The 23664-nt window shown below is 44.8% G+C and carries 29 protein-coding genes; 28 read left to right on the plus strand and 1 reads right to left on the minus strand.

Annotated elements, in window-relative coordinates:
• Positions 1-54 precede the first annotated feature (54 nt).
• Positions 55-546: a hypothetical protein gene (locus ABIE27_RS09575; protein WP_429350406.1), complete on the plus strand. Its 492-nt coding sequence runs from the start codon at positions 55-57 to the stop codon at positions 544-546.
• 43 nt (positions 547-589) lie between these two features.
• Here the strand turns inward: ABIE27_RS09575 and ABIE27_RS09580 are convergent, their stop codons facing one another.
• Positions 590-2308: an ATP-dependent nuclease gene (locus ABIE27_RS09580; protein WP_429350407.1), complete on the minus strand. Its 1719-nt coding sequence runs from the start codon at positions 2306-2308 to the stop codon at positions 590-592.
• Between the two features lie 329 nt (positions 2309-2637).
• On the opposite strand from ABIE27_RS09580, the gene ABIE27_RS09585 reads away from it, so the two are divergent.
• The 27 genes from ABIE27_RS09585 (at position 2638) to ABIE27_RS09715 (ending at position 23663) form a co-directional block, all read left to right on the plus strand.
• Positions 2638-3249, plus strand: a complete 612-nt coding sequence (locus ABIE27_RS09585; RefSeq protein WP_429350408.1) for a restriction endonuclease — start codon at positions 2638-2640, stop codon at positions 3247-3249.
• A gap of 524 nt (positions 3250-3773) precedes the next feature.
• A complete protein-coding gene (locus tag ABIE27_RS09590; protein WP_429350409.1) occupies positions 3774-4301 on the plus strand; it encodes a hypothetical protein in 528 nt (175 codons plus the stop codon).
• Between the two features lie 283 nt (positions 4302-4584).
• Positions 4585-4956 carry a hypothetical protein gene (locus ABIE27_RS09595; RefSeq protein ID WP_429350410.1) on the plus strand — a complete coding sequence of 124 codons (372 nt, stop codon included), beginning with the start codon at positions 4585-4587 and terminating at the stop codon, positions 4954-4956.
• 166 nt (positions 4957-5122) lie between these two features.
• Complete coding sequence (locus ABIE27_RS09600) at positions 5123-5569, plus strand: hypothetical protein (RefSeq protein ID WP_429350411.1); 447 nt, start codon at positions 5123-5125, stop codon at positions 5567-5569.
• Positions 5570-5677: 108 nt separating this feature from the next.
• A complete protein-coding gene (locus tag ABIE27_RS09605; RefSeq protein WP_429350412.1) occupies positions 5678-6472 on the plus strand; it encodes a hypothetical protein in 795 nt (264 codons plus the stop codon).
• A 79-nt stretch (positions 6473-6551) separates the two neighbouring features.
• Positions 6552-6881, plus strand: a complete 330-nt coding sequence (locus ABIE27_RS09610; RefSeq protein WP_429350413.1) for a nucleotide pyrophosphohydrolase — start codon at positions 6552-6554, stop codon at positions 6879-6881.
• An 11-nt stretch (positions 6882-6892) separates the two neighbouring features.
• Positions 6893-7900 (plus strand): HNH endonuclease, encoded by a 1008-nt coding sequence (locus tag ABIE27_RS09615; RefSeq protein ID WP_429350414.1) that lies wholly within the window; start codon positions 6893-6895, stop codon positions 7898-7900.
• Positions 7901-8017: 117 nt separating this feature from the next.
• Complete coding sequence (locus ABIE27_RS09620) at positions 8018-8554, plus strand: ParB N-terminal domain-containing protein (protein WP_429350415.1); 537 nt, start codon at positions 8018-8020, stop codon at positions 8552-8554.
• Positions 8551-9588 (plus strand): DNA cytosine methyltransferase, encoded by a 1038-nt coding sequence (locus ABIE27_RS09625; RefSeq protein ID WP_429350416.1) that lies wholly within the window; start codon positions 8551-8553, stop codon positions 9586-9588. The genes ABIE27_RS09620 and ABIE27_RS09625 overlap by 4 nt, the downstream gene beginning before the upstream one ends.
• A 132-nt stretch (positions 9589-9720) precedes the next feature.
• Positions 9721-9930, plus strand: coding sequence for a hypothetical protein (locus tag ABIE27_RS09630; protein ID WP_429350417.1), 210 nt, complete (start codon positions 9721-9723; stop codon positions 9928-9930).
• Between the two features lie 311 nt (positions 9931-10241).
• Positions 10242-10511 carry a hypothetical protein gene (locus tag ABIE27_RS09635; protein WP_429350418.1) on the plus strand — a complete coding sequence of 90 codons (270 nt, stop codon included), beginning with the start codon at positions 10242-10244 and terminating at the stop codon, positions 10509-10511.
• A 57-nt stretch (positions 10512-10568) separates the two neighbouring features.
• Positions 10569-11456 carry a phage terminase small subunit-related protein gene (locus tag ABIE27_RS09640; RefSeq protein ID WP_429350419.1) on the plus strand — a complete coding sequence of 296 codons (888 nt, stop codon included), beginning with the start codon at positions 10569-10571 and terminating at the stop codon, positions 11454-11456.
• A complete protein-coding gene (locus tag ABIE27_RS09645) occupies positions 11437-12714 on the plus strand; it encodes a PBSX family phage terminase large subunit (protein WP_429350420.1) in 1278 nt (425 codons plus the stop codon). The genes ABIE27_RS09640 and ABIE27_RS09645 overlap by 20 nt, the downstream gene beginning before the upstream one ends.
• Before the next feature lie 17 nt (positions 12715-12731).
• Entirely contained in the window at positions 12732-14216 is a 1485-nt protein-coding gene (locus ABIE27_RS09650) for a phage portal protein (protein WP_429350421.1), read from the plus strand.
• Positions 14216-15310, plus strand: a complete 1095-nt coding sequence (locus tag ABIE27_RS09655) for a hypothetical protein (RefSeq protein WP_429350422.1) — start codon at positions 14216-14218, stop codon at positions 15308-15310. The genes ABIE27_RS09650 and ABIE27_RS09655 overlap by 1 nt, the downstream gene beginning before the upstream one ends.
• Before the next feature lie 17 nt (positions 15311-15327).
• Positions 15328-16269 carry a hypothetical protein gene (locus ABIE27_RS09660; RefSeq protein WP_429350423.1) on the plus strand — a complete coding sequence of 314 codons (942 nt, stop codon included), beginning with the start codon at positions 15328-15330 and terminating at the stop codon, positions 16267-16269.
• Positions 16270-16286: 17 nt separating this feature from the next.
• Positions 16287-17765 (plus strand): hypothetical protein, encoded by a 1479-nt coding sequence (locus ABIE27_RS09665; protein WP_429350424.1) that lies wholly within the window; start codon positions 16287-16289, stop codon positions 17763-17765.
• 60 nt (positions 17766-17825) lie between these two features.
• Positions 17826-18116, plus strand: coding sequence for a hypothetical protein (locus tag ABIE27_RS09670; protein WP_429350425.1), 291 nt, complete (start codon positions 17826-17828; stop codon positions 18114-18116).
• A 6-nt stretch (positions 18117-18122) separates the two neighbouring features.
• On the plus strand, positions 18123-19001 hold the full coding sequence (locus tag ABIE27_RS09675; protein ID WP_429350426.1) for a hypothetical protein: 879 nt from the start codon (positions 18123-18125) through the stop codon (positions 18999-19001).
• Positions 19001-19744 (plus strand): hypothetical protein, encoded by a 744-nt coding sequence (locus ABIE27_RS09680; RefSeq protein WP_429350427.1) that lies wholly within the window; start codon positions 19001-19003, stop codon positions 19742-19744. Before ABIE27_RS09675 ends, ABIE27_RS09680 begins: the two co-directional genes overlap by 1 nt.
• The gene (locus tag ABIE27_RS09685) at positions 19719-20537 is read left to right on the plus strand and encodes a hypothetical protein (RefSeq protein WP_429350428.1); all 819 of its coding nucleotides are present in this window, start codon (positions 19719-19721) and stop codon (positions 20535-20537) included. Before ABIE27_RS09680 ends, ABIE27_RS09685 begins: the two co-directional genes overlap by 26 nt.
• Positions 20538-20541: 4 nt before the next feature.
• Positions 20542-21081 (plus strand): hypothetical protein, encoded by a 540-nt coding sequence (locus ABIE27_RS09690; protein ID WP_429350429.1) that lies wholly within the window; start codon positions 20542-20544, stop codon positions 21079-21081.
• Positions 21071-21322 (plus strand): hypothetical protein, encoded by a 252-nt coding sequence (locus ABIE27_RS09695; protein ID WP_429350430.1) that lies wholly within the window; start codon positions 21071-21073, stop codon positions 21320-21322. The genes ABIE27_RS09690 and ABIE27_RS09695 overlap by 11 nt, the downstream gene beginning before the upstream one ends.
• A gap of 10 nt (positions 21323-21332) precedes the next feature.
• Positions 21333-22433 carry a hypothetical protein gene (locus tag ABIE27_RS09700; RefSeq protein ID WP_429350431.1) on the plus strand — a complete coding sequence of 367 codons (1101 nt, stop codon included), beginning with the start codon at positions 21333-21335 and terminating at the stop codon, positions 22431-22433.
• A gap of 21 nt (positions 22434-22454) precedes the next feature.
• Entirely contained in the window at positions 22455-22889 is a 435-nt protein-coding gene (locus tag ABIE27_RS09705) for a hypothetical protein (RefSeq protein ID WP_429350432.1), read from the plus strand.
• Positions 22890-22948: 59 nt separating this feature from the next.
• Positions 22949-23416: a hypothetical protein gene (locus ABIE27_RS09710; RefSeq protein ID WP_429350433.1), complete on the plus strand. Its 468-nt coding sequence runs from the start codon at positions 22949-22951 to the stop codon at positions 23414-23416.
• Positions 23364-23663 carry a hypothetical protein gene (locus ABIE27_RS09715; RefSeq protein ID WP_308722505.1) on the plus strand — a complete coding sequence of 100 codons (300 nt, stop codon included), beginning with the start codon at positions 23364-23366 and terminating at the stop codon, positions 23661-23663. The genes ABIE27_RS09710 and ABIE27_RS09715 overlap by 53 nt, the downstream gene beginning before the upstream one ends.
• The last annotated feature ends 1 nt before the right edge of the window (position 23664 follow it).

Genomic DNA, 23664 nt, shown 5'->3' on the forward strand with positions numbered 1-23664 from the left:
ATATTATCTCATTCCTCTTATTAGTATATCACAGGATGAAGGGGAATGAGGGGAATGGCGATGACATGGGGACAAGGGGAACTCTTTGCAAAAGCAAGTAAACAAGAAATCCAGCGAACAAAGTTCCTGCTCGACAAATATACAGATATGGTTTCTTTAATGAGAGACTTTGAGCAATTCGAGCAGGATTTGCAACAAGTAGGAATTGACGGTGAAACAGCCCGCCGCATCGATCAAACAGATCTGCATGCGGACAAGACTGCTAACGCCACGATTCTTATAGAGAAACAACGCTGGGTGTACAAAAGATATGACTTCTATACACACCAATTGGAAAGGGCTCAACGATTAATCAAAGACGAAGAAGCCCGTAAAGCCGTTGATTACAGATACATTCAAGGATATTCACGCAAGGAAACGATACTCTTCTTCCGGCGTACCCTCAGTGATAGCACTATCAAGCGCAAAATCGATGAGGGTATCGAGAGTGTCAGTAATACTTTGAAGCTTATCGGCTTTTTTGAGCAGGATGATACCGAATTCTAAAAAAAGCTGACGAGTAATCGTCAGCTTCTCTTTTTTTGCATTGTTATCCTTTAATGAAATCTTGCAGTTCGTTTTTGAAGAATTCCAGTTTTTCTGGAGTGTTGTTTAATACTAATTTAGTCAGTTCCATTCCATGAACAATTTTATTGTAATTAAGAGAATATTTTTTAAATAAGCGTTCTAAAATCTCACTTCCAACAACATCTTTTGTTATGTTTGAAGCTCCTCTAGGAAATAGCTTTATATCTGTAATATCGGCTAGCAAAAGTTCAATTTTTGCTTTAATTTGTTCTGGATCTGTAGCTTCTGAAATTTCCTGATTTATAACCTCAGACAACTCTTCGTAGCAATCTAAAAAGTAATTTTCATATTCACGAAGCTCTAAAATAATTATATTTTCTCCATAACTTTCCCTTAATTCGAGAAGTTTTTCATCAGGTTTATTATCAGCATCAATAATTATCTTATAGGGGATTGGACTCCGTGATACGCCACTTAAAACTAGGTCAAGTTTGCTTTTCTGTTCACGCATAGCAGTTTTCTTAGTAAAATAATTACCCGTTCCCTTCATATTCAAGATTCTGTAGTTGTATCCTATCTGTTTTAATCCGAAATGGGAGAGGAGTATGGGAAGCACACATTCTTCAGTTGCACCTTCTACAAATATCACCTTATCAGATAGAGCATAGTCGCTATTGCTTATGCCGATATCGGACAATACTTCTTGAATATGTTCTAATTGTGTGAAAGTACTGACGCCAATTGACTTGTTAACATGGACTAGGTATTTTTCGGAAGGGTAATTAATCAAAATAGGTGAATGTGTAGTGAATATATACTGGTGTTCTCTGCTCTCATTTACTAAATCATATATAGCCTTCTCAGCAGAGGGATGTAAGAATACTTGTGGCTCATCAAATAGAACTACACTATTTATTTTTGTGTATAGAACACACAATAGTATTAGAACATGGGTATAACCGCTGCCACACTGTGACAATGGGATTGGGGTATCCATGCCTTCGAAAAGAATACTGACATATGTTTGGTTAGCTCCCTCAATTGGAGTGTTGATAGAGGTAACATCATTGAAAATTAAAGTGAAAGTTTTAACAATAATATCAAAGATTTTTTCCTCATTATTATGTAAAGTATACAGAAAACCATTGAGGTTAGTGCCATTGATGTTTAAGGATTGGTTTAAATTTGAGGGTTCAGTCGATGGTACATGTCTAGAACCAGCTATGTAGACAATTTTACTTCTTAAAAAAACCATTAGATTGTGTAAGAAAGTTGGCATGCCTCCAAAAGAGACACTCCCACCTTTTAAATCTCTGAATGAATGGCTCGTCACAAAATTTCTTAAGTGATTTATATTTTCATATACAGTATTAAATGAATCTCCGTAATAGGCCTCAAATTTGTCGATAATTGTTACATTTTCCTTGCTGAAGTATCTGAAGCTAACTCTAAATTTTTCTGAATCATTTACCGTATATCTCGGATCCACATCTGCATTTATGCTATTTAATTCTTCGAGTAGTAAGCTAACTTCGATTACAATCTCTGTTGACTTCCGAACATTAAATACAGCAGAGGATTCGATATGCCCCTCCGAAACTACTTTATATATTGCTTCAATAAAAGCTGACTTACCTGTGTTGTTTTTCCCCGCTAAAGCATTAAATACATTGTGTAAGTTGATCTCTCCAGAATCTTTGATGCTTTTATAATCTTTAATTTTTACATTTAGTAGTTTCATGTAAGACTCCTTTTCCATTTTATTTAATATCTAATTTAAGGATATTATACTATAGAAATGTTTTATTAAAAGAAGCTAAAACTTCCTCTTAAAATTTGGCACCTGTATGACCAAAACATGACCCCATCTTGAGACTATGTTGAACCCCATATGACCATTTTTCCGTGATACATTAGGAGCATAGAAAAAGGCGAGAATGAAACGCACAGCTGCACATGCGGCATATGACTGGGGCGTTCCTCTTCTCGCCTTTTTTTACTCATAGCAGGAAATTAGTCCTAAGTGTCGAAAAGTGTTTTAGTACAATTTACACACTTGGGGGAAGAGTTATGGCGAAAAGGAAAAGTAAGGCGAAACAGGAAGAAGAATTATTCCAAGGATTAGCCGGCATGGCAATGTTGGGAGGTGTTTTGGGAACATATTCTATAACAAAATCTTGGCAAGCTTCACTTGTCGTTGGATTTCTTGGTGTTGTTGGGATTATAGTTTTAATGATAATCATTCAACAAAAGCGTGCTGAACGGCTGAAGAGATCAGGAATTGCCGAGATCGACAAAATGGATGGAGTGCAGTTTGAGCACTATCTTGGACATCTATTTCGTTCACAAGGGTTTAAGGCGGAAGTGACAAAAGCTGCAGGTGATTATGGCGCCGATCTGGTTATATCCAAAGATGGAAAAAGAATCGTTGTTCAAGCTAAACGCTATAAAAAAAATGTTGGATTAAAAGCTGTTCAAGAGGTTCAAGGAGCTAAGGCGCATTATAGAGCAAATGGGGCATGGGTTGTCACAAACAGCAATTATACTGAGCAGGCATATCAGCTCGCTAAATCAAATGGGGTAAGGCTGATTGCTCGGGATGAACTGGTTGAGATGTTGCTTACAATGAAAGAGAAGTTGTCTGCTTCAAAGAAAACGGGAAATGTAAAGACGAGCCCATAAGTGAATTAGCGAGGAATTGAGAGCAAAGCAATTGTTTCTAATAGATATTGAGAGAAACGGGCTACTAGAAACGTTGACTCTATTTTTAGCGCTTCAGTAAAATAGTCTTGTTCTTCCTCTATAGTTACTAAGCACGTATGCTTTTAAAGCAAAGAGCGCAGCGTTTTTGCGGCGACCGTTTAGGGAGCATGCTTTTAGGACGTAATACCAACATCATACATAACACATTAAAGTCGTTCCTTAACTGGATCGGCTTTTTTTATTGGAGGAATTGAAGTGATCAGCAGAAGACGGAAGAAGATACGCATTCGCCCCAACAAGCAACCAGAGAAATGCAAAGGATGTGTATGGGGTAGATGGGATGGTGTTAAACAGTTTTGCAGCAGGCCTATTTGTACTAAAAACATAAATAATAGACTAACATTTTTTAAATAGACTAAATATTAGGCATAAGTTGCAAATATTTACAGATGCTGTTATGGTTATATTGTAATAATAATACAATTAGAAAGAAGGAATTTTCGATGAAAGCAAAAGCATTGTTATTGTCAGGACTATTTCTAGCACTAGCAACATCAGCATCTGCCGCTCCATCAACTTCGCTACATACAGAGGCGGTTCCAACTTCTAGTTCAGTACGTGATTTTGCTGAAATTGCTCGGTCAGGTAATTTTGATGATTTGATTATTACACCTCTACAGCGCAAGGATGAATTTGGAAGTAGGGTACAAAGTAAGCTTGGTTCAGGTTATGTTACTACTAATTTTAATGTTGCCGGTGGATATGGATATGTTAAAGTAGACTTTGTAAACAATTCTAGTTCGCCAGTAAAGATATTGATATACCATACTGATACTAAAAAAGAATATTATAATAAGGTAATCGATGGCAATGGGTCAGATGCTTGGCTAAGTCCCGATAAGAACCCCCAAGGCGTAAGAGCGGGTGGTTATACAATTAGCTTTACAGGTGGACCAAATGGCAATGGAAAAAAACCAGTCGATGTAACATTCAGTGGATATACAACAGATGTTAAATCTGAAGTAAACTAATAGAAATAACATACGTGAACAAAAGAGCCGTAGATTTGTTGTACGGCTTTTTTTGTTTTGCTCTCATATAACGGAATATTAGCCGTTTTGAGCTTATTAGCATGAGAACGTCCGTTTGCAGGGATCAGTCTTTTGGAGAGCGGAGAACAGGCGCTGAGTGAGCGTACGCACGAATACACAGGTCACCCGAACGTTGAAACCAACTCAACACAATTACTGGAAGTGAAATACTAGACAATATAGGGTGATGTAGTATCCTAAAATCAGAAAAGAGGTGATAAGTATGGAAGAACAGTTGATTAGAGAGCTGGCTAAGAAATTATCCGTTGGACTCAAGCAACTTAAATTGGCACAAAAAAGGGATCCAAAATATGGAGAATTACAAGAAGTCAATTTACTTGAGGGACTTGATGAACTAATTGAAGATCTGGACGGACATGGTGGGATTTATAGCCAATATGATCTCAACCTCAATGCACAGGAGTACTGGACAGATGTGGTACGATCACAAATTGATATAATTGGTATTGCGTGTGGATCAGAAACACTCCGTAAGGTGCATAATGCCCTTGAAGAGATTGATGGTAATAATGAGTACAACTACCAAAGTGGCTTTAACATTTGTGCTGATGGGCTCCATGGGTGGCACAATTAAAAAAGAATTGAATTATTTACTGAAAAGGTACGAGGTCTTAGGCACTCGTCCTTTTTTTGTTATTACTATATATAGTTGAAAGAGTTTAAACTATAGTACTTGACCCATGTCCGTTTCTGTCTGATACTGGAAAAGGATTTATATTATCATAGAGGGGGAAATATGTATGGGAAAACCACAGCTTACCCCATTAAAGCAATGGATATGTGATTCATGCGGGGGCATTCTTGAGGTCGATGATGGCTGGTTTGAATGGTATGAAGATCGCAAAACAGGTAAAGAAAAGGGTTTTAGAATAGTTCACAATCAAGAAGAATGTCAGTATGATTCCATGAAACTCTATAGAGACGAGAAATCAACTCGTGATATGCATATTCAAGCTTACTTGGGTACAGAAGGGTTTGTTGAATTGTTGTCGATGCTCGATGAAGGGAAAATTGAAGATGTTAAGGAATGGACTGAGGTAGTTCGCAGGCTTCATGTAGATTATTACGAAGAAGCTAGGAGCTATTTGTCAAAAGCCAAGGCAGATGGATATTTGGATGGTTCGAATGGAATTAGCGAGTTTACCCCAATCAATTTAAAAGAATTGATCGAAAAATACGGCAGATAAAGCACCCAAGGGTGCTTTATTTTTATGCCAACATGGTTAGATCTTGACCAACCTCACTTGTTGTCTGATACTGGAAGATGTTACATCAGAACAAATAGGAGTGAACGTATGAAAAAGAAACACATTTTGTGGATTTCAGCAGGAGTTTTAACGATATGGGCTCTCTCAGGATTCTTTATTTCGCTGTGGTTCGGAAAACCAGATGGAGGTGGAACGTTTGGAGACATGTTTGGAGCAATCAATGCGTTATTCTCAGGTTTTGCATTTGCTGGCCTTATTTATACCATTGCTGTTCAGAGGCAAGAACTGCAGGAGCAAAGAAAATCTATTGATATGCAAACCAATGAGATGAAGCTCCAAGTCAACGCTAGCAAAATGCAGACGGAAGAACTTGCTTTACAGAGAGAAGCGATACAGATGCAGACAGAAGAACTTGCTCTTCAAAGAAAAGCTATTGAAATGCAGACAGAAGAGACTGCCCGTTCAGCAGATCAGCTTGAACGTCAGAAGCAAGTAATGGATTATCAACTTACACTTACAACAGTTAATGATCTAATTAAACTAAAAAACAGCATCTTAGATAAACTTAAGGTTGCATTTGGTAACAGTGATGCTACGGGATTTGAAGCAATTGAAACATTATCAGGACTCATGGAGGATCACCCTAATAGATCTTTTGATACTCAACTTATAGTATTGAGACGATATTTCTCAACCTATACACTGTTGATTGAGTTTATTTCCAAAGCAAATTTTAGTGATGTACAAGTTAATGATCTCAAAAGAATCGTAATGGCTAATACATCAGTGGAGGAAGTCAATGTACTAGAACGTATCGCAATATCAACCAGTAACCAACAACTAAGAGCATTTATTAAAGATTTTGCAAAGTATAATATATGAAAATACAATAAAACTAAGTCAGCTCAGATATTTAGGCTTATGACAATGCTTGTCGAATCAATAACTTGAGGTGGTTAATTTGAATGAACTAATTAGAAAAATTACAGCATTTAGAGATGAACGAAACTGGGGACAATTTCATAATCCAAAGGATCTTGCAATCTCTTTAAATCTGGAGGCGAGTGAGTTACTGGAGCTCTTTCAGTGGAAGAGCAGTGAAGAAGCAATCGAGCAAAATAAAGACAAGCTTCAGGACGAACTAGCAGATGTACTCTATTACGTGCTGTTGATGTGCAATGATCTTGATATAGATCCTAAGGAAGCGCTGCTTAAAAAGCTAAAGAAAAACGCCGATAAGTACCCTGTAGAGAAGTCATATGGCTCAAATAAGAAATACACAGATCTATAGGGGGAAATAAGATGCTTTATTACTTTACTGCCTGTGACAAAAATGCACGCAGGCACTATGATGAAACTGTAGCTAGTCCATATAAGATTTCAGAATTATTCGATAATTTGGATTCCGAAGTCAAAGAAACATTAATCGCTAACAACCTCAATGAGTATGTTCATATGTGGGGAGCAGTATCTGGAAGCCAAAATGTAAAAAGGTGGGGCAGACTAAGGGAAAATGATGCTGTGCTTGTCTACACAACAGAAGGATTTACATACTACGCTAAAATTCTGTGCAAGACACATAACAGCAAAGTGGCTGAACATATCTGGGGTAAGAATAACGAGGGTAAGACATGGGAGTACATTTACTTTTTAAAGGATCTAAAAGAGGTTAGTATCCCGAAAGAAGTTTTCTCTTCATTTTTTGGGTATAAATTAAATTTCACACCACAGGGATTCAGTAATATTGACAAAGAGAAACTAAATATTAGAATGAAACGTTATGCAAACACAGATCAAATGATTGAGGAGTTAAATAATGAATTCATTCTTTCTGAAGAAGATCTTGAAGAGAATAATTTTCAAACTTCTTTAGAAGCGGACTTCAGTAAAATTCCAGATGATTCGCCAGAAATTAAGAAGCCAAGGAAGCAACCTAGAGTGATGAATGGTTTTAAAGCTTGGCCTAGGGACCCAAAGATATCTAAAATCGCTTTAAAGAAAGCTCATTTTAAGTGCGAGATAGATCAGTCCCATATCACCTTTGTTTCTGATGCAAGCAAGGAGTTTTATGTTGAGTCTCATCACTTAATTCCAATGAAATTCCAAAATGATTTTACAACATCTATTGATACAGAAAGTAATATTGTGGCACTGTGTCCATTGTGTCATAGGAAAATTCATCTTGCTCGTAAAAAAGAGAAAAAGGAATTACTAAAGTTGCTATATGATAGAAGAAGCGACTTGTTAAGAGACAATGTTGGAATTGAAATATCATTAGATAATCTTTACTCATTTTATGCTATTCAATAGTGACTTTGGTGGCCTGTTTTATATATTATGAGGAGCAAGATAATAAAAAAACGTAAGTCATCTCTTTAATAGGAGATGACTTTTTTTGTTGTAATAACATTGATGGAGGGAATAGAAATGAACATCAAAATCGTGCCAATCGATCAGATTAATGCAGCAGCATATAACCCCCGGATTGACCTTCAGCCAGGCGATCCGGAATACGAGAAGCTTCGCCGGAGCATTGAACAGTTTGGGTATGTGGAGCCGATTGTCTGGAATGAGCGCACTGGGAACATGGTCGGTGGTCATCAACGGTATAAGATCATGGTCAACGAGTTGGGTCACACTGAGCTGAAGGTATCCGTGGTGGATCTCGACGATCAGCAGGAGCGGTTGTTGAATATCGCTTTGAATAAGATATCAGGTCGTTGGGATGAAGAAGCTTTGGCCGCCTTGCTGGATGAACTGCAGGCGACAGGGGCTGAGCTGACACTATCCGGGTTTGATGATACGGAGATTGACAGTCTGCTCGCTGATTTTAAAGAACCGTCTGAGGATCAGTTGGGTGATTTCACAAATAAAGAGCTGGACGTTTCCGACTTCGACGAATCGAACTTTGATTGCAAATGCCCGCGGTGCGGATTTCTTTTCGACCAGGGAGGTACATCATGAAACGGCCATCATGGGACTGGAAGCTTGCTGATCTGAAGTATGTACCGCAACACGGCCATACCGTGTTTTCTTGCTTCTCTTGCGGCGGCGGTTCAACGATGGGGTATAAGTTGGCAGGGTATACGATGCTGGGTAATGTAGAGATCGATCCGCAGATGATGAGGATATATCGGCAGAATCATAATCCGCCTCATCCATTCCTCATGTCTATTCAGGATTTCAAAAATATTCCTGATGCAGATCTCCCGCCAGAGTTGTTTGCCCTGGACATCTTGGACGGGTCGCCGCCATGTAGCGTGTATTCAATTGCTGGTGATCGTGAAGATAAGTGGGGTGGGGAATTTGCTTTTCGAGAAGGGCAAGCTGTCCAGCAACTGGATGACCTGTTTTTTGAATATCTGTATGTTGTGAACAAGCTTCAACCTCGTGTAGCTGTAGCTGAGAATGTTCGGGGAATGCTTGTCGGCAAAGCCCGTGGTTTCGTTAGCATGGTTATTTCAGGTTTCCGTGAGATTGGGTACAGGGTGCAACTGTTTCTTCTTAACTCTGCCACGATGGGTGTCCCACAGAAGCGTGAACGGGTATTCTTCATAGCTGTTCGTGAGGACATGCCGTTTCCGCCGTTACGCTTGGTTTTCAGCGAACCACCAATACTGTACGGAGATATCCGAAGTGGTGAAGGATCGCCAATTAATCCAGACAGTAAGACATTCCAGCGGTGGCACAAGAAACGTCCTCCTGATTTGAATATGGGGGATGTGACGGAGCGTGAAGAAGGGAAGATGAGTAACTTCAACACGATTCTATTGAAGAATCAGAAGGTTGCCAACACTCTCGCCAGCTCATCCGTTTTCTTGCGGGATGATGTGCCGCAGCACATAAGTGATATGGATGCGATCAGGATGCAAACATTCCCTAGAGATTATGATTTTATGGATGCTAATGTCCAATATGTATGTGGCATGAGTGTCCCGCCGATCATGATGCACCGGATCGCTGAGCAAATTCATCTGCAGTGGTTTAGTCAAAATTAAAAGGAGGACGCAGTAACGTCCCCCCATCAACCCAGGGTATCCCCCGGCTGAGATAGCGGCCCGCCGCGCGCGGCATTTATCGACACCGCCGCTATCTCGCATTCCATCATAACGGAAAGCCGAGGGATACGCATGAGAACACCAGATGAAATTTTGATGCAGCATGAACTCGAAGTTGCGGAAGGCATCCTCGAATCCAAAGAACAGTACCGCAAAATCGTTAAGGCTGCCATTGCCCAGTGGGTTCGTGACTTGCAGGCTGGACATATAAAGATGCAGACTGTTCAGGATCTGGAACGGTTGATTGAGTTGGATATCAAGCTTCAACAGGACGAGTTGTAAAAAAAGGTTCTGTATCGTTAAAGATGGTTAGTTATTCGCTTTACCCGACTTCCAAGCAACAGGATTTTGGATTTCAAACTTAAAAGAAAAGAAAGGGATTCTGACATCAAAACCTTTGAACTTAATTGCTTTAATTATATTCATACCGATTCCCCCAATTTTATTTATTGTTGCTTGGAGCCTAACCATAGGTCGGTTCTTAGAACCGTTATCGGGAATCGAGTAAAACGAACAACTATATCTGTTTTATATAGTTAATACCAAGAGTTGTCAACGCAAATAATTGTATTTATTGTTTGGAGGTGAGGGAAGTGTCTGTTAAAAGCTATCAGAAGATTATTCGGGTCCAAGCAATTCAATTCGAAGGAAACAGTTCCACGCATACAGACGAGATCTTTACTTTTGTTCAGTTTCCCATTTCGATCAGTCTGGCCGGGAGTGTTGTAGAGCTTCGCGTGATCGTAGACCCGTTGAAACCTTTAGTAGTGCTAGTCGGGGATTACATTGTTAAGGACGCATCCGGGACATTGAAACATATGAAGCAGTCTGAATTTGAAGCTGAGTACACTTTGGTTGAATAGTAGCTGTGACGGTTGACTGTCGCGGCTCTTCTTTGTTGGGGGTGGTGATGAATGTAGATGGCCAGAGAGAGAAGTCCTGAACGGGACAAGGCAAAACTGATGTGGCTGGAGAGCGGCGGGGCGATGAAGTTAAAAGACATCGCCGCCGCTCTTTCTATTGGGGAAACGCAGATTCGAAAATGGAAGTCTCAGGACGGTTGGGCGGCTGAATTGAATAGTAACGTTACCATTGAAACCATTAGTAACGTTACCAAACGCGGAGCGCCCAAAGGGAACAAAAATGCTGTCGGGAATCGCGGGGGAGCAACGCCAGGGAATAAACGTGCTGTGGGTAATAAAGGCGGCAAAGGTGGTCCGTTCGGAAACAAGAAGGCTGTCACGACAGGTGAGTATGAAAGCATTTGGCTTGACGCCCTCGAAGATGATGAACGGAATCTCGTGGATCTCATTGACACGGACCCGATTCAACAGGCAGACGAAGCTATTATGAAGTTTGAAATCCGTGAACGTAGGATGTTGCTTCGAATCAAGAGATTGACGGATGGCCTGACAGAGCGGGAACGTCGAGTTCTTTATGAGCTCAAATCAATCAAAGAAGCCATGACGGTTCATGATGAGAGGACGGGAAAGACAAAGACCGTCCCCATCACCCGCACTGAACTGGTCGAGTCCGAAATCGAGGAAAAGACTTTCCGCCAGATCGATGACATCATTTCCCTTGAGGAAGCATTGACCCGAGTCCAGGACAAGAAGCTGAAAGCCATTGAGCTAAAGGCGCGTTTACAGGATGAAGAGAAGCGTGTCCGGATCGAGATGTTGAAACATGAACTGATGATCAAGCGCGGTGGCGCTGAACCTGACGAGGTTGAAGACGATGGCTTTATTGCCGCTCTAAGAGGGAGAGCTGCGGAGGTGTGGGCTAAAGATGGCAACACTGAAGCTTAAACCATCACCGTTCAAGTGGCAGCCGTTTTCTGATAAACAGGTGCAGGTTCTTACGTGGTGGATGTCCGAAAGCCCTCATCATGATATGGAAGCCATCATTTGTGACGGATCGGTTCGTGCCGGCAAAACGGTGGCCATGTCATTCAGCTTCATTGTTTGGGCGACAGAGACGTTCCGCAGTGAGCAGTTTGGCATGGCTGGGAAAACGATCGGTGCGTTGCGCCGTAACGTTGTCGGGCCGCTTAAACGGATGCTGGCTAGTCGTGGTTACCAGGTACATGACAACAAGACGGACAATGTCCTGACGATATCCCGCGGACTCGTAAGCAATCAGTTTTTCTTATTTGGTGGTAAGGACGAACGCTCTCAAGACCTAATCCAAGGTATTACTCTTGCAGGCATGTTCTTCGATGAAGTAGCCCTGATGCCCAAGTCATTTGTAGACCAAGCAACTGCCCGTTGTTCCGTTGAAGATGCAAAGACGTGGTTTAATTGCAACCCAGCGGGTCCATATCATTGGTTCAAGCTGGAGTGGTTGGATGATCTGGATACCAAACGTGCTGTGCACATTCACTTCACGATGGAGGATAACCTTTCGTTGTCTGAACGTGTCCGGGACCGATATCGTCGTAGATACTCCGGGATATTCTATCAACGTTACATCCTGGGCCTGTGGGTCATGGCTGAAGGAGTCATTTACAATCTATTTGACCGGAGTAAGCACGAATTGAAGACGGCAGACATGCCCACAGAATTCAACAAATTTTATGTGGGCGTCGATTACGGTCACACCAATGCGACTGTGTTCCTGCTACTGGGGGAAAAGGATGGCCACCTGTACATCGTAAAGGAATACTATCACTCCGATCCAGAGCAACCCCGTGCGCCGTCCGACTACGCTCGGGATTTTGTCGATTTTATTGCTGATGTGGATGTAAAGAAAATTTATATCGATCCATCGGCAAAAGGATTCATAACCGAGCTGAAGAAGTTGGGTGTGCGTCGCATCGAAGAAGCTGATAATAGCGTGTTGCCTGGTATTGAATCTGTGTCCGTAGCTTTAAAAGAGCTGCGGCTTTTTGTGTCTCAAAAATGCAGGGAAACGTTAAAAGAGTTCCAGAGCTATATATGGGACGACAAAGCCGCCCAGCGCGGCGAAGATAAGCCAGTGAAGAAACATGACCATGCAATGGATGCGCTGCGTTATGTGGTATATGCCATCTTTGGAAAACCACGCCGCTCCATGCTCATTACGTAAGCGGGGAGGTGAACATTTTGGCAAATACAGAAATGGTCGGAACGCAGCAGTCGCAGGCAAAAGCGAAATCGGCAGTCATTCTGCCATATCAATATTCGGGCAATGGTGGCACACGGACCAAACCTTCGTTGCTACCGTTTTCTGTGCTGCGACAGATGGCGCGTGTACCAGCTATTGCAGCAATCATCAATACACGTCTTAACCAAGTTGCACGCTTTGCGCGGCGACCTCGTTACGAGGGTGACCTCGGTTTTCGAATTGGATTCAAGAATCCGAAGCAATACATGAGCCGAGCAGCACAAGCGCGGGCTTTCGAGTTGGAGGAGTTCTTCCTTAAGACTGGAAGCTGGGGAAACCCGGAGCGAAAGGACAATTTCAATCAGTTCCTGCGGAAAATTACGCGGGACAGCCTGACCCTGGATGCAATCGCTTGGGAAAATGTAATTACTCGCGGCGGGCAGATTACAGATATGTTTGCGGTTGATGCGGCTACTATCGAGTTGCTGCCTACCTCTCCAATTTCGGAGATTTACCAGCCAACGCCATACCAGTCTGTCACCACCGGGGCTGCCGCGCAAATCGCCTACATACAGCGTGTGGATGGACGAATTACAGCGGAGTATTCCCGACAGGAACTGGCGTATCTGATCCGAAATCCACGGACAGACATTGCATATGCCGATTTTGGATTCAGCGAACTGGAGACGCTTGTCGAGATCGTGACGGGCATCGTCAACGGTGTGAAGTACAACACATCGTATTTCTCGTTTAACTCGTTGCCGCAAGGCGTGTTGGAGGTAATCGGTAGGTATGAGGATGAGGATATCGAGGCATTCAGCCGGCACTGGAAGACTCTGACCGAAGGGGCTCAAGGGAAATGGACAGTCCCCCTCATGGCTATGGAGGAAGGGAACGGGTTTAAGTTCACCCCTTTTAAATCATCCAACCAGGATATGCAGTTCAATGAATTTCTGGAGTTTCTTTTTAACCTAGCATGTGCTGTGTATCAGATCGATCCGAACGAAGTCGGATTCAAGAGTTGGACTAGCGGCAATGGAATGAGCCAATCTGATAACACTGCCGAGAAGATGGACGGTAGTAAGGACAAGGGGTTTGTGCCATTGATGCATTTCTTGTCAGATGGGTTTAACTCAAACATTCTTGACATCATCGCTCCGGAGTTCGCTCTTTACTGGTCTGGGCTGGATGAAGAGGAAGAGGAACGGAAGGCACAGCGTTTGAAGGATGACATGGAGATGGGGCTGACTACAGTTGCCGAGGTACGTAAGCAACGAGGGCAGGAAGTGCCACCAGAAGCAACATGGATGAATGCGCCAGCCAATGCCGTGCTAATTCAGGCTTACATGGCCGAACAACAGCCGCAGGCACGGGAAGAACCTAAGCCCAATGATCAGAAGGAAGACGAAGGAAATCCTTCGGACGAATCGGAGGAACCCTTAAAAAAATCGCTAGAGATTGATATTTCTTGGGAGGGATACTGATGTCAAAAATACAAATCAGATTGCCACCTGAGGTTAAGTCGTTCCCGTTGGCCAATCGCCGCCAGATCATCGAGACGATAAGCAAGGCCTTGGATATAAAGCCAGAGCGTCCGCAGGGTGGGCGCAGCATGTGGGATGCATCGGATGATCCATTAATCGCAACCCTTGAGGATGGGTTCTACAATGATCTTGACCACAATGGACAACGTATGTTGGCATCAGTCATTGCTTTGCTAGGGTTGCCTGTCGATGATCTGCAAAAAGGCCCGGGAGACAAGCGACGAATTAGTGACTTGGTGAAAGAACTGCGGGCCAAAGGGACAAAAAGTCTGAAATATGGAAGGGACGCCACACAGGCTTTAATCCGAAGGGTGGATCAGAATATCCGTGACCAGTTTCGTAAAATCGACGAGTTGGCCGAAAAATTCATTGTCCGAGTCGGTCTTCTGGGTGTGTACCAGAGTCAAGAGGATAAAGTGAAACTTACACTTACAGCGGCTATGTTGAATCAACTGCCCGAGACTTTGGAGGCTGCCAAAAAGGAAGCCTTTCCTCTACGCTTGTGGACTGGAGAAGATCAAGCAGAAATTGTCTCTATATCGCCACTGGAATATCAGAGCATTGAACATTCCGTAGTCCATGCGGCGGAAAAAGTCAGCCAGATCGCGGATAACCACCGTGCCGGGGTAAAGGAAATAATCATTCAAGCACAAAAAGAGCATTGGGGAGCGAATAAGCTGACTCAGGCTCTTTTTGACGCTTACGGGGATCAAAACAGGGACTGGCGTCGGGTTGCCATTACTGAGCTTGCTATGGCCGCAAATGACGCTTATTTGGTAGCGTTGGAACCAGGTGATGAGATACAGGTGGCTACAGTTCCGGGCGCTTGCCCTCACTGTCAAAAGCTACTTGAGGGTAAAACCTTCATTGTATCTGATGGCCCTATGCCAGATGGATACAAATACATTTGGCCGGGTAAGTCCAATATTGGTCGGAAGGTGGCCGATTGGTGGCCGTGTTGCCCGTTACATCCACACTGTCGTCATAGGTGGGTACGCACTAGGCGAGTGGAGCAAAAAGAAACAATTGAATAGGGAAGGAGTGAATAATCTTGGAGGAAATTCAAGATACTTTTCGCCTGTTCGTTCCGCTTTCGAAAGCCGTTGAGATGGATGCCGCTGGTGATTATATCGTTCAGGGCGTCATCTCAAGCGACGATACAGACGAGCAACAGGACAGTATTTCCCCTGAAGGGATGGACACTTCCTATTTTCTGTCCAAAGGATGGATCAAGTGGGAGCATGGCAACGCCCCGAGTCAATTTATCGGGGAACCGGTGGAAGTTAAGATTGGACAGTACAATCACCCTACCTTAAATAAATCGGTCAATGGCGTCTTTGTAAAAGGACGTCTTTTTGCTAATCGTGATCTGGCAATGCAAGCAGTAGTCGCGATTGAAGATTTACAGAAATCACAAAGCAGTCGAACGGTAGGCTGGAGCATTGAGGGCGGCGTTGTCGAACGGGATCGCCAGACAGGGAAAATCATTAAATCAGTTTTGCGAAACGTCGTTCTAACGATGAATCCAGTAAACACCATGACTTATGCTGAGCTGGTCAAATCATTTACTAAAGGAGATGGATTACTTATGGCAGACAATCAACAACAAGTACAAAACACGCAAGACATCAGTGCTCAATTGGGAGGACTTGAGAAGTCGCTTACACTACTCATCAAGAAGCAGGGCGAAGATTCTGTACTCATTAAATCCCTGGAGACGAAGTTGGATTCTCTTAGTGCAGAGAATGTGGAACTTCGCAAATCTCTGAATCAGCCACAACAACGCCAGAGCGTACTGGGTCAGCGTGATCTGAACACGATCGCTCGTCCAGAAGGCGGCAAGGAAATGACCAAGCAAGAAGTGTTGGGCGTGCTGGAAAAATCCTTTGAGGCAGGGGAGTTGGCTGGCAGTGAGGTCATTCGCTTTGAAACAGGTACACCGCTGGAACGTCTTGCACTGCCAGCAACCGTCAAGACACAATTGGGGCTTTAAGAGAGGGGATATAACATATGGATTTCACAAATTTGCCTGATGGCTTCGGCCAGATGACACAACAAGACTTGGAAGCTTTAGTTAAAGCCATGGGTACTGGGGGACCCGGCCCTGCGTATGCCCCAGGAACATTCGGAGACATGTCTGCCATTCAACCACAATCACTCGAAACGACTCTTCGCGTTGTAACAGCGAAGGAAGAACACCTTAGTCTCTGGAAGAACATCGGTAAGAAGGGAGCGAGCGGCACAACCGAAGAATTCAACGTACTTGATTCTTACGGAAGTGACGGAGATCCATTCATCGTTGAGGGCGGTCGGCCAATCGAACGCGACAGCAACTACATTCGTCAAGCTGGCTTGGTCAAATTTATGGGCGTGACTCGCGGTACGACTCTTCCAGCTCAATTAGTTAATACAGTCGGTGTGGGCGATGCGGTCGCCGCAGAGACACGCAATGGTACGATGTGGCTGCTTCAGCAACTTAACAAAAACCTTTATTTTGGTGACAGTAGCAAGAATCCTCTTGCTATTGACGGCGTTCTTGCCCAAGTCAAAAAATTTGTAAACGGAAAGCCATATGCGTCTCAGCACATTATCGACATGCGTGGTAAGCCGCTCAGCGAGGAAATTTTGGAAGATGCCGCTACCATCATCAGTGATAACTACGGTAGTGCTTTGTTGCAGCTGTATCTGACCAATCAGGTTCACAAAGATTTCTCCAAGCTGTTTGTTGGCCCGGCTGGGCGACAACGGATCGTCGATATTGGCAGTAACGTTCGAATGGGTCAACCTGTACGCGGTTACGCTGCAAATTCTGCTAATATCGACTTCGTAGCGGATCGCTTTCTTAAATCAGAGGGAGCGCCAAAACAAGTTAGCCAAAAGGATTCCCCGGCGGTTCCTGCAACAGCTGTGGCGGTAGCAACAGAAGACGCCGCATCCAAGCTTGATTCAGGAACTTATTTCTACTTCGTTAGTGCTAAGGGCGTAGCTGGCGAATCGGCTACGGTCACAACGGGGGCCATCGCTGTCGCTGCTGGTCAGAAAGTGGAGATCACAATTCCGCGTGTCCTTCATGGCGATCCAAAACTGGAAGCTAAAAGTTATAAAGTGTACCGTGGCTACTACTCCGATCCGCAACGGGCAGAATTCATGACTGAATTCACTGACGCAGGAACTGGTACGAATCAGATATTGGTTGATAATGGAGAGGATATTCCAGGCACAGAGTATTGCTTCTTGATCGATAACGATCCAGACGACGTACTGGCCTTCAAGAAACTGGCCGATTTGATGCGTGTGCCGCTGGGATTAGTCGATACTACCAGCAAGTTTATGATCCTGTTATTTGGCATGCTGCAGGTCTACAATCCGCGCCGGATTGTGATATTTAAGAACGTGGGCAAACTGGGCGTGAACAGTAACCGAGAACTGTACGATCCAAGTTATGGGGCCAAGAGTTACGGTACCATTCGTCCAGTACACGCAAATTAGTAGGAGAGGGATTACCCCTCTCTTGTTTTTCCATTTTTCCGAAAAAAGGAGCTGAAACCATTGAGTGATACGATGATTCGCAAGACACAGGGGGAATATCCTCTTGACGTTGTCGTGATGGATGAAACAGTACATTTCGACAAGCGCGGTGTTGCAGAGGTGGACGAAATCACCGGGGAAGTATTACTGAGCATTCCAGGATATGAGATATATGAGGAGAAGACTAATCCATCAAACTCTCAGCAACCAGGAAAGGATAAGAATACCCCAGATCCTGATAAAGAGAAGAAGGATACGGCCAAGGGTAAACAAACAGCTACTCCAGCTGATACCCCTACAGCTACGGAATAGTCGGCTATGACTATTATCCCGTACTATGAATCGGCCGAAGATCCAAACACAGGGGAGATCACCTATAGTTCTCCCGTGGGGCTTCCTACGCCAGCCGAAATCAGACGGCGGTGGTGCTTTGGACTCCACCTCACAGATCAATACGGCCAGCCGATGGACGACCAGGACATACTCGGATACCTGATGTCTGCCGTTAAGGATACTGAACGACAACTTGGTATCTTTCTCAAGCCCACCGTCATTCGCTGCAATGCAGAAGGACGAGGATTGGATCAGGGTGAGGACTATGAGGTGGAAGAGTCGCCTTATGACTACGACGCACAGCGCTGGCAGAACTTCGGATTTTTGCAATTGAGACAACGATATGTAATCAAGATGGAGGCATTTAAGCTGGTTGCTTACGGTGGACAGGTCAGCGTTGACTTTATGCAATACCCAGATTGGACCAAGCTATACAAGAAATCGGGACAATTGCATGTGGTTAGTAAGAGTGGAGGCGTGCCTATGCTGGGTGGTTACCCGTCAGGATATAACACAGCTCCATTTGCAGCTCCATTGTTGTCAAGAACGCCACAAGTATTTCATGTAGACTACACCGCTGGTTTGACCAAGGAGCAACTCACGGAAGATATTCGAACCGTGGTGGGCAAGCAGGCGGCGATCACAACGCTTGGAGTGGCAGGTACGGCTGTACTAGCGGGTGTCTCAAACTATTCCTTATCATTGGATGGGGTGGTTGAGTCAGTCCAAACAACTGCATCAGCGACAAGCACCACATATTCAGCGCATATCAAACAGCTCCAACAGGAGGTTGATTCTTTCTTCGACCCCAAGCATGGCGGAGCTAGGACCAAGATACGCGGTTTCACGATGGGAGGGATTTGATGAGCAATGTTCAAATCAACGGACCAAAATTTGAGGATTTGATCGCTCGTCATGGTCGCGACATGCTTTGGCAAGAATCAGTCCGTTGCTCCTGCATTAACCTCGACAGCGGACAGCCGAAATATGGTTGTCTGTTTTGCGGCGGCACTGGTTTTGTCTATGAGCCTGCCTTAACTTGTCGTGCGCTTGTCCAAAGTGTAACCACGACTAAGGACTATTTGGCCTATGCGGGAATGTTTGAGGTCGGAGACGCCTTAATGAGCGTACCGTCTAATATGTTCCGACGAACGCCAGAGGGTGGTTTTGATCGTTCTGGCAGGGAGCCGGTACCGATGTTTAACATTGGGGCTGGCGATGTAGTGACATTGATCGACGATGCAGTAAAAACGTCCGAAGTGCTTATAAGGGGCACAGAATTGCATGGACGTCCAGCAGATACACTGCTTAATCCCAAGGTTACGCAGGTGTTGTCCATCCGTATGCACGACCCCGAGACCGTCACAACGACTCTGTACATGGCGGGGGAAGACTACGAAGTGGCAGGGGCTACAATTATCTGGGCAGGCAATCAGCCGCCGGAAGGAGCGCAATATAGCGTGATGTACATGCATCGTCCGGTCTACACCGTTTACGCGGTCTTGCCTCGACCTCGTCACCAGAATAATCAGGATTTACCGCGGACGGTGGTACTTCGTTACTACCCTGGAGGTGTGCTACATGAGCATGGTGTCGATACAGGCTGAGTTGCCAGCTCTTGATCATATCCTTGCTAATCTTTCAAAGGGCCGCCGTTTACCGTATACGCGAGCCGCTGTTCAAGCAGCCACGATGGATTTGATTCAGGAGACATGGATTCAGTACGCATCAGGTGCACAGGTAAGCTTTAGCGGCGGCAGTTTCCGTGTCGGTGTTCAAACGGGTGACTATGTCCGCAGCATCCAGGCCGGATTGCGGTTCCCTGACGATCTGACAGGGGAAGTATTCACAACCTCACCTCATGGCGCGGCTATTGAGGATGGCCAAGCGGCAAAGGACATGAAGCCTGGACTGCTGGGTTCTTCAAAAGCAAAGACTGGAGCGAAAGGGAAGAAGTACATCACGGTTCCTTTTCGCCACGGAGCACCCCGGACTAGTACAATGGCCGCTATGCCCAAGTCGGTACATGCGCAAGCGAAGAAACTACAAGTCAGTCGTGTCACAACTGCGTTGCCGACCCGCACCTATTCGTGGGGCGGGAGAATACAGAAGGATGATACAGGCAAACGGAGCCATATGGGGGCGCATCCGGGAGCAGGATACACATGGAAGACGGGGAAGTATCAAGGCTTGGTTAAGATGGGGCGTCCTGGACAAGAGCAATATCTTACTTTCCGTCGACTTTCCGAAGATTCAAGCCCTAAAAGCTGGATGCGTCCAACGATCAAGCCGAAGCCGATCCGTGATGCTGTTCTTGAAAATACACGTGAACAAGTGCAAGAGATGATCGTACAAGGGTTCCAGCAAGACTTGGCCGCTATGGGCTTAGGGGGTGATTGACTCAGTGGAGTTCAATAGTGTGGATGTAAAAGAGGAACTGCTCCAGTTTCTAAAAAAAGGCTTCAAGGAAAACGCTGTTCGGATGAACGTCTTCAAGTCTGATCCACAGACAGAAACGGAGTTGCCTTGTGTGGGCATCAATCGGGTATCAGACAGCGAAGCGGCTCACATATTGGGTAACTTCGGTGGTGACGATTTCGACCGTGATGTTCTTCAATATAGCGAGATCCACAGTACGCACTTTCAGGAATCCATGGAAGTGCGTATTTGGCATACCAACGCTGATGAGCGAGAACGGGCATACAGGGTAATGAAAGCATTACTTATGCTGTTCCGTCCAGTGGCAGTAAGTAACGGCCTTCTGAGCTTCAGCATGGAAGCGGGGAAGGATGAGAGTGACTTCACTGGGCAAGTAGCACCTTTTCCAGTCTACTGGGCCAGTATTGTCATTTCGTACCTTAATCCGCTTGACGTACAAGTAACGGAGCGTGTAGAAGCGATCAGTGGGTTCACAGTGAGAGGAGGTGTGCGAATTGACGGATGAATCCAAAAAGGATCAAGCCGATGCTGCTCAGAAAGTGAATCCTAAACCTGATCATCGGAAAAGGCAAGCCGCTACAGCTGAGGTATCGCTGGAAGACTACCTGTCCCGCATTAAGGTGCATATGGGATTGGTGGCAAGCTTCCGCTATGAAGCTCGCGCCAATCCAGAATTGCTTAGGGTCAAGACTGAAGAGCAGTGGGCAGCTGCGCTGGAACAACAGTCTCAGGCACAATATGAATAGGAGGTAAACCATGAGCATTAATATTTCTTTTGGCGGGGCTAGCATCAAGCGTCCGGGGGCTTATTCAATGGTGGATTCAAGTGAAATGACCCCTGTAACGTTGGGCTCCAATAAAGTGTTGGCCGTGATCGGTGTTCTCCCGGTGGGGAGTACCTTGCCGGAAGGGAAAGTTTCATATTTCAATGATCCGAAGCTGGCGACTGCAGCTGTAGGTGAAGGTGAACTGCTGGAGGTCATGAAGGTATCTTGGAGGCACGGAGCAGATTTGATCGGCGTTGTGCCTGTTAAGGTCACGGCCCCAGCAACAGCGCCAACGGATACACAATGGCAAGATGCTATTGATCTACTGCAGCCAGAAGATACGGCTGGAATTATCCCACTCACGACACAGGCAGCCATCTGGGCCAAGGTAGACACACATATCGAATTCATGTCGAGTGTCAAGAACCGGAAGCGTCGTCGCGCATTTTACGGACACAAGCCAGGTGCAACGATCGAAGAGATCAAGGAAATGGCAACGGCCATGCCAACTGAACGTGGGGTGCTAGTAACTCCTTGTCCTCTCGTAGCCGATGGCGACGGAAATAAGGTCGTTAAGCCGGGGTATTATATGGCAGCTGCTATTGCAGGCCTTTGGGCTGGACAAGCGTCCCAAGAGCCTGTCACTTATAAGTCTGTTAAATTTGATGGGTTAGAGAAGATATACATCGGTTTGGAAATTGAAGAAATTTTAGAAGCCCACATTTGCCCTGTTGAACAGGTTAAAAATGTGGGCTTTCGCATTGTCCAGGGAGTGACACTGTCAACCAGCGAAGATCTGACCAAGGTCGAGCTTTCTGTCTCAACTCTTGCAGACGATATGAGTGAAAACATCGAAACGTACTTCGAGAATAATTACACCGGCAAGGCAGGTGTCGCAGGGATTGAAGTCACGATCTATAACGATCTGGTGTCTCTGCTTATGGAGTTCCAAAAGAACGGATGGATTAGGACGTTCGTGCCAGAGTCTACCAAAGTCACCCGCAATGGTACGGCGTTCTGGCTGGAGTGGGAAGGTAAACCGACCTTGCCGATCAATAATTTCCTGATCACAAACCACTTCAGTTTGTAATAACGAAAGGGGGAACATTCAGTGAGTATTGTAAAAGATCAACCAGCTCACGCCGGACACACGATACGTCTAAAAATTGGTGGTATCGAAGTCGGGCGGGGGCAACGGCTGAGCGGTAATCGCTCCTTTGGCACGGAGAACCAGTATGAAATTGGGTCGATCATGCCGCAGGAGTCCGTGCCTCTGAAAGTAGATGGAAGTATCACCTTGGAGAAGTACAGAATCCGTAAGAAGTCCTTAGCTGAACTTGGTTTGTCCAGTTATGGAGCTGGTATTTTGAACATGAACGTAATTGATATTGAGGTAACAGATAAATACACGGGCGACATTGTCATTGTGTACCGTAGTTGCACCCTGTCCGAATCGTCCGAAGATTTCAGTGCCAACTCTATGTCAGGCGAAAATGCGACTTGGAAATACTTGTCCGCTGACTACGGTACGCCAGAAACTGAATAAGCGATTAACTACGCCCTTTTTTCGGAGAGGGCTATTTTTATTCCAAAGGAGAATTGATTATGTCTGAATTTACTGCTGAACAACAAGCGGCTGCTCAAGCTGCTATTGAAACCGCACAAAAGGTGAGAGCTGGCGGAGAACTGAAAGAAGGCGAACTCTTGGATTTTACATCTACTGAGGGTAACCATTATACAGGTGTGTTGGTGTTCAAAAAATTGACGATGGCAGATCTGATGAAGTCCGGTGCTATCAAATCGGAAATTCTTCGGGAGGCAGGAGTGCAGGATGTGCGTCTTGTTGATACGGACATCTTATTTATGGCACATGTCATTTCCGTCCTTGACGTTGCGTTGCACAAACGGCCAGAATGTTTGCTGAAGCTTAAGGAGATCACGGAGCCTGATCTGTTGTTCCATGTGTTTGGCTTGCACCAGATGTGGGAGGCTAAGTTTCGCAAAGACTTTCGAAACGCAAATGAAAACCATAGCGAAGCTGCCACAGGAGCGCAAGCTGTGGATACTCCGTAAATACGTTTATGGCGGGCTACCTCCGACTGATCCGCGCATCTTGGCGATGACGCCTGAGCAGATTGATCTCGAATTTGAGCATATGGAGATTGATCGTAAGGCCAAAGAAGGAAAGTCGGAAGAATACGACGATCCGGAATTCGATGATTGGTTAAATGAAACGGAAGAAGAAGATGGGAAACTTTCATATGACTATTCCGCTACCCGGAAATCACCGATTGAAGATGATGATTGGGAAGACGCCTAGT

The sequence above is a fragment of the Paenibacillus sp. 4624 genome, assembly GCF_050435065.1.
Taxonomy (GTDB): Bacteria; Bacillota; Bacilli; order Paenibacillales; family Paenibacillaceae; genus Paenibacillus; species Paenibacillus amylolyticus_D.